Source organism: Shigella sp. SIG3 (genome assembly GCF_053555855.1).
This window is the reverse complement of sequence record NZ_JBQZXE010000168.1, coordinates 1-5,960: the sequence shown is the minus strand read 5'-3', so window position 1 is coordinate 5,960 and position 5,960 is coordinate 1. Positions and strand designations below refer to the sequence as shown.

The 5,960-nt window shown below is 49.8% G+C and carries 3 protein-coding genes and 3 pseudogenes; 5 read left to right on the top strand and 1 reads right to left on the bottom strand.

The annotated features are described in order from the left end of the window. The 5 genes and pseudogenes from ACUU1I_RS19175 to ydhT form a co-directional block, all read left to right on the top strand. A pseudogene (locus ACUU1I_RS19175) lies at positions 1-1,855 on the top strand (aldehyde ferredoxin oxidoreductase); the annotation flags it as partial. A 12-nt stretch (positions 1,856-1,867) separates the two neighbouring features. Then, positions 1,868-2,506: pseudogene (locus ACUU1I_RS19170) on the top strand (YdhW family putative oxidoreductase system protein). A 63-nt stretch (positions 2,507-2,569) separates the two neighbouring features. Further along, complete coding sequence (locus ACUU1I_RS19165; RefSeq protein ID WP_001349911.1) at positions 2,570-3,238, top strand: 4Fe-4S dicluster domain-containing protein; 669 nt, start codon at positions 2,570-2,572, stop codon at positions 3,236-3,238. Further along, positions 3,235-4,020 (top strand): annotated as a pseudogene (gene phsC / locus ACUU1I_RS19160) (thiosulfate reductase cytochrome B subunit). The gene ACUU1I_RS19165 and the pseudogene phsC overlap by 4 nt, the downstream one beginning before the upstream one ends. Before the next feature lie 3 nt (positions 4,021-4,023). Continuing rightward, entirely contained in the window at positions 4,024-4,836 is an 813-nt protein-coding gene (gene ydhT, locus ACUU1I_RS19155) for a protein YdhT (RefSeq protein WP_000587595.1), read from the top strand. An 11-nt stretch (positions 4,837-4,847) separates the two neighbouring features. Here ydhT and ACUU1I_RS19150 read toward each other — a convergent pair. Next, on the bottom strand, positions 4,848-5,960 hold a 1,113-nt coding region (locus ACUU1I_RS19150), incomplete at its 5' end, for an FAD-NAD(P)-binding protein (RefSeq protein WP_449144883.1).

Below are 5,960 nucleotides of genomic sequence, written 5' to 3'. Positions count from 1 at the left end.
CTTTTACCAAAGGAAATTTAGTCGCGATGCCCATATGGGTGGCTTTTTTGCAGCGCAAATGAAATTCGCTGGATACGACGTCATTATTATCGAAGGGAAGGCGAAATCACCGGTATGGCTGAAGATTAAAGATGACAAAGTTAGCCTGGAAAAAGCCGATTTCTTATGGGGAAAAGGGACGCGCGCAACGACGGAAGAAATTTGTCGATTGACCAGTCGGGAAACCTGTGTGGCGGCTATTGGTCAGGCTGGGGAAAACCTTATTCCTCTCTCTGGCATGTTGAATAGCCGTAACCACAGCGGCGGTGCGGGAACTGGCGCAATAATGGGTTCGAAAAACCTGAAAGCGATTGCGGTTGAAGGGACGAAAGGGGTCAACATTGCCGATCGTCAGGAGATGAAGCGTCTCAATGATTACATGATGACTGAACTTATTGGTGCGAATAACAACCATGTCGTGCCAAGTACGCCACAATCGTGGGCAGAGTATTCAGATCCCAAGTCACGCTGGACAGCACGTAAAGGGCTGTTTTGGGGCGCGGCTGAAGGTGGTCCGATTGAAACGGGTGAAATTCCGCCAGGCAATCAAAATACGGTCGGCTTTCGTACCTATAAATCCGTTTTTGACTTAGGACCGGCGGCAGAGAAATACACAGTAAAAATGAGCGGCTGCCACTCTTGCCCGATCCGTTGTATGACCCAAATGAATATTCCTCGGGTGAAAGAGTTTGGCGTGCCCAGCACAGGTGGTAACACTTGTGTAGCAAACTTTGTCCATACCACCATCTTCCCGAACGGGCCGAAAGATTTTGAAGATAAAGACGATGGTCGTGTGATTGGTAACCTGGTTGGTCTGAATTTGTTCGATGACTACGGCCTATGGTGTAACTACGGGCAGTTGCATCGCGACTTTACTTATTGTTACAGCAAAGGTGTGTTCAAGCGTGTTCTGCCAGCTGAAGAGTATGCAGAAATTCGCTGGGATCAACTGGAAGCGGGTGACGTTAACTTCATTAAAGATTTTTACTACCGTCTGGCGCATCGTGTGGGTGAGCTGAGTCACCTGGCTTATGGTTCATATGCCATCGCAGAACGCTGGAATTTGGGTAAAGAGTACTGGGGCTACGCGAAAAATAAACTCTGGTCGCCGTTTGGCTATCCGGTTCACCATGCCAATGAAGCGTCAGCGCAGGTCGGTTTCATTGTTAACTGTATGTTCAACCGTGACTGCATGACGCATACCCATATCAACTTTATTGGTTCCGGCTTGCCATTGAAACTGCAACGTGAAGTGGCGAAAGAACTTTTTGGTTCTGAAGATGCTTACGATGAAACCAAAAACTACACGCCAATCAATGACGCAAAAATTAAATATGCAAAGTGGTCGCTGTTGCGGGTCTGTTTGCATAACGCCGTCACCCTGTGCAACTGGGTCTGGCCAATGACCGTTTCGCCGCTGAAAAGCCGTAATTACCGGGGCGATCTGGCGCTTGAAGCCAAATTCTTCAAAGCGATCACCGGCGAAGAGATGACTCAGGAAAAATTAGATTTAGCTGCAGAGCGTATCTTTACGTTGCATCGTGCCTACACGGTAAAACCGATGCAAACCAAAGATATGCGTAATGAACACGATCTTATCTGTTCCTGGGTTTTCGACAAGGATCCGCAGATCCCGGTCTTTACTGAAGGTACTGACAAAATGGATCGTGACGATATGCATGCTTCGCTCACGATGTTCTACAAAGAAATGGGCTGGGACCCACAGCTTGGTTGTCCAACCCGCGAAACATTGCAGCGTCTGGGGCTGGAAGATATTGCCGCCGATCTGGCAGCACACAATCTACTGCCTGCGTAAGGAATGGGTAAGATGAACCATCAGGATGAATTGCCGTTAGCGAAAGTCAGCGAAGTTGACGAGGCGAAGCGGCAATGGTTGCAGGGGATGCGTCACCCCGTTGATACGGTAACCGAACCAGAACCTGCTGAAATCCTGGCTGAGTTCATTCGCCAGCATTCTGCGGCTGGGCAGCTGGTGGCGCGCACCGTGTTTCTCTCGCCACCCTATTCGGTTGCAGAAGAGGAACTGTCAGTTTTGCTGGAAAGCATTAAGCAGAACGGAGACTACGCGGATATCGCTTGTATGACGGGAAGTCAGGATGATTACTATTACTCAACGCAGGCCATGAGTGAAAACTACGCGGCGATGTCTTTGCAAGTTGTGGAGCAGGACATTTGTCGCGCCATTGCACACGCCGTTCGTTTTGAGTGCCAGACGTATCCTCGTCCTTACAAAGTCGCCATGCTGATGCAAGCGCCATATTACTTCTAGGAAGCGCAGATTGAAGCCGCGACCGCCGCGATGGATGTTGCACCTGAATATGCCGATATACGGCAGGTGGAGTCATCGACGGCGGTGTTGTACTTGTTTAGCGAGCGATTTATGACCTATGGCAAGGCTTATGGCTTATGCGAATGGTTCGAGGTAGAGCAGTTTCAGAACCCCTGAAATTTCAGGGAGATGTCATGGATAGGGTGGACAGTTGCAGCCACTGCATTAGGGGATAATCAGATGTCCTTCACTCGACGCAAATTTGTTCTGGGGATGGGAACAGTAATCTTTTTTACTGGTTCTGCGTCTTCTCTGTTAGCGAACACGAGGCAAGAAAAGGAAGTTCGGTATGCCATGATTCATGACGAGTCACGGTGCAATGGCTGTAATATTTGCGCCCGCGCATGCCGTAAAACTAACCACGTCCCCGCTCAGGGAAGCCGTTTATCGATAGCACACATTCCAGTCACCGATAACGACAACGAAACGCAGTATCACTTTTTTCGCCAGTCATGTCAGCACTGCGAAGATGCTCCGTGCATCGACGTATGCCCGACGGGGGCATCGTGGCGTGATGAGCAGGGGATCGTGCGGGTAGAAAAATCGCAGTGCATCGGCTGCAGTTATTGCATTGGCGCTTGTCCGTACCAGGTTCGCTACCTTAACCCTGTCACTAAAGTGGCAGATAAATGTGATTTCTGCGCTGAGTCCCGACTGGCAAAAGGCTTTCCGCCCATTTGCGTCAGCGCCTGTCCGGAACACGCATTGATCTTTGGTCGCGAAGATAGCCCAGAAATTCAGGCGTGGTTGCAGGATAATAAATACTATCAATATCAGCTACCTGGTGCCGGAAAACCGCATCTGTATCGCCGGTTCGGTCAACATTTGATTAAAAAGGAAAATGTATGAACCCGTCGCAACATGCTGAACAGTTTCAGAGCCAGTTAGCGAACTATGTGCCACAGTTCACTCCCGAATTTTGGCCGGTGTGGTTGATCATTGCCGGAGTATTGCTGGTTGGGATGTGGTTGGTGCTGGGGCTGCACGCCTTGCTTCGTGCTCGTGGCGTGAAGAAATCAGCCACCGATCATGGTGAGAAGGTTTATCTTTACAGCAAAGCGGTCAGATTATGGCACTGGTCGAATGCGTTACTCTTTGTATTGTTGCTGGCAAGTGGGCTGATAAATCACTTTGCGATGGTGGGCGCAACTGCGGTTAAAAGTCTGGTTGCGGTGCATGAAGTTTGCTGATTTTTGTTACTGGCATGCTGGCTCGGCTTTGTGCTGATCAATGCCGTTGGGGATAATGGTCACCACTATCGCATTCGTCGTCAGGGGTGGCTGGAACGAGCGGCAAAACAAACGCGATTTTATTTGTTTGGCATTATGCAGGGGGAAGAACATCCTTTCCCGGCAACAACACAGTCTAAATTTAATCCCTTACAGCAGGTCGCCTATGTTGGTGTCATGTATGGATTGCTGCCGTTGTTACTATTGACGGGGCTGTTGTGTCTCTATCCGCAAGCCGTGGGAGATGTGTTTCCTGGCGTAAGATACTGGTTATTGCAGGCGCATTTTGCTCTGGCATTTATAAGCCTCTTTTTTATCTTCGGTCATCTTTATCTTTGCACCACGGGGCGTACGCCACACGAAACCTTTAAAAGCATGGTCGATGGCTATCACCGGCACTAACGAATGATCATTACACGAGCAGACCTGCGAGAATGGCGTATCGGAGCGGTGATGTATCGCTGGTTCCTGCGCCATTTCCCACGCGGCGGTAGTTATGCCGATATTCGTCATGCACTGATTGAGGAAGGATATACGGACTGGGCGGAGAGTCTGGTTGAGTATGCGTGGAAAAAATGGCTGGCGGATGAAAACTTCGCGCATCAGGAAGTTTCCTCTATGCAAAAACTGGCCACAGACCCCGGAGAGATACCATTTTGCAGTCAGTTTGCCCGCAGCGACGATCATGCTCGCATCGGCTGTTGTGAGGATAACGCCCGAATCGCAACCGCTGGGTATGCCGCGCAAATTGCCAGTATGGGTTATAGCGTGCGGATTGGAAGTGTCGGCTTTAACAGTCACATTGGCAGCTCCGGTGAACGCGCACGGGTTGCTGTAACCGGTAATTCTTCGCGGATAAGCAGCGCTGGAGATAGTAGTCGGATTGCGAATACCGGAATGCGAGTACGCGTTTGTACATTGGGTGAACGGTGTCATGTCGCCAGTAATGGTGACCTGGTGCAAATCGCCAGCTTTGGCGCAAACGCCAGAATTGCCAACAGCGGCGACAATGTACACATCATTGCCAGCGGTGAAAATTCAACGGTAGTGAGCACGGGCGTGGTCGACTCAATTATTCTCGGGCTAGGGGGAAGCGCCGCACTGGCATATCATGACGGCGAAAGAGTTCGCTTCGCCGTCGCCATTGAAGGTGAAAACAATATTCGAACCGGAGTCCGCTATCGTCTTAATGAACAGCATCAGTTTGTTGAGTGCTGATAGCTTTACCTTTAATCAAACGAAAGACGCCGACGAGCACGGGATGCAGGCTTTACGACCGCCCGAGCCATCGCCTCACCAATTTCTGCACATGCCGTAAGTCCCTGAACGAAAGGCTGGTCGTGCATCAGCCAGGGCAACGCGCCGAACGCTACGCGTCCACGAATATCTTCGGGTTGCTGTAACGTATAATCTTCGCCAACATCAGGGATTTCATCCCCTGTTTTCTGTAATTGCTCGCGTAGCCCAGGGAAAGGAATATCTTTCACTTTAAGCGGACGCTGTCCGCGGGCATCAATAAAAACGTCAAACGAGTAGCTGTTGTCTTCCGTTTTCAGGACGGTGCGCGACTCATTAATTTCCATTTCGTAGTCTTCACCGAGGGCGAGAATATGAATGATCCCCGCTTCACGTAAGGCCAGTAGTCGACGAATAGACTCTGAAGGGATTGCCGCATAATTATCGATGAAAACCCTGGCAAGGCCTTTACTGAACCGTTTATGGTCGTGTTCATTCAGATGAGGAACAATTTCCTGTACGGCTTCATGCAGGCGCAGAATGACATAACGCCAGGGAACAGTATGTTTTTCTCGTTTATTGCGTTCGACTTCCTGGAGATTTTTTTCTGCCCAGTCAAATGGGTCGCGTTGTTTGCGCTCGGCAAACCAGGCTTGAGCAAAGGAATCGACATTCAGGCTCTCTAAGGCTATGCGTTGGCTCCAGTCTGGATCAGCAAACTTGATTTCCTCTACTATCAATCTAAATACCCGATCCAAAAGGCCCTCTTCACCTTTTTGAATCTCAGCATTTAATGCCTGATCGGTGACGATGTGTAAGGGCTCGCAGGGAATAGGGCAATAGAAATCGGCTTCGGGTAAAATACCCGTGCGCGACATCAACGTAATATTTAGCTTTTCACTTGCGTTATCGCGGTGAAAAACGACGTGTTGTTTATCATCTTCAATGAACGAACCATGCTGAATAGCCACTGCCATTGCCGCATCCAGTCCGCTCAAGGATGTTCCCATAATACCCACGTTACACGCATCGACCTTTGCTTCCATCAGGCCTGACCACGGGCTGGGAAAATACGTTCTGGTTGCTTCTTCTTCATCAGGCCAGAC